The following is a 783-nucleotide window of genomic DNA, read 5'->3' on the forward strand; positions in this document are numbered from 1 at the left end:
ATAAGTTTGCCCGCCGCAAAAAAGCCGTCTGAAAACCGGATACCGGTATTTTCAGACGGCTTTTTGATGCTTGGATAAGGCAGAAATAAAGCAACACAACGCGGCAACAGCGGTCAACCTGTTTCTACGCTTTCCCACCCATGCCGCCGCATTACCGTTCCCGCGCCATCTGCTATACAATACGCCTATCCGAACCCGATGCAAAACACACCATGCAACACATCACCTTAATCGCCGCCTATGCCGCCGAGCGCTGCATCGGCAGCCAAAACACCATCCCCTGGCATATCCCCGAAGATTTCGCCTTTTTCAAAGCCTATACGCTGGGCAAACCCGTCGTTATGGGGCGGAAAACCTGGGAATCCCTGCCGCGCAAGCCGCTACCCGGCCGCCGCAATATCGTGATCAGCCGCAACCCCGATTATGTTGCCGAAGGCGCGGAAACCGTGTCCGGCCTGAACGAAGCTCTGGCTTTGTGCCGTGATGCCGAAGAAATCATCATCATGGGCGGCGCACAGATTTACGCCCAAGCCCTGCCGCTGGCCACCGATTTGCGCCTGACCGAAATCGAACTGTCGGTGGCGGGCGATGCCTTCTTCCCCGAATTGGATGCCGCGCAATGGCAGCCTGTGAGCCGGGAAACGCATACCAGCGCCAAAGGCCCGCTCTATTCCTTCGTACACTATAGTCGTCGGACTTAAATCCTGCTACGGCGTTGGCTTGCCCGGCTCAAAGAGGGGGCTTGACTAAGCTGCTTGAGCAGCAAGTCCGCCGACCCGTACC

Annotated in this window: 1 protein-coding gene; it reads left to right on the forward strand. The window is 57.1% G+C overall.

Going from position 1 to position 783, the window contains the following annotated elements:
- Nucleotides 1-212: 212 nt before the first annotated feature.
- Nucleotides 213-701 (forward strand): dihydrofolate reductase, encoded by a 489-nt coding sequence (locus BDE01S_RS10830; protein WP_066081473.1) that lies wholly within the window; start codon nt 213-215, stop codon nt 699-701.
- Nucleotides 702-783 lie beyond the last annotated feature (82 nt).

The organism is Bergeriella denitrificans NBRC 102155 (genome assembly GCF_001592185.1).
In the GTDB taxonomy this organism is placed as follows: domain Bacteria; phylum Pseudomonadota; class Gammaproteobacteria; order Burkholderiales; family Neisseriaceae; genus Neisseria; species Neisseria denitrificans.

Excerpts from the sequence above, each read along its gene's own strand:
- BDE01S_RS10830 (WP_066081473.1), top strand. The coding sequence starts at position 213 with ATGCAACACATCACCTTAATCGCCGCCTATGCCGCCGAGCGCTGCATC.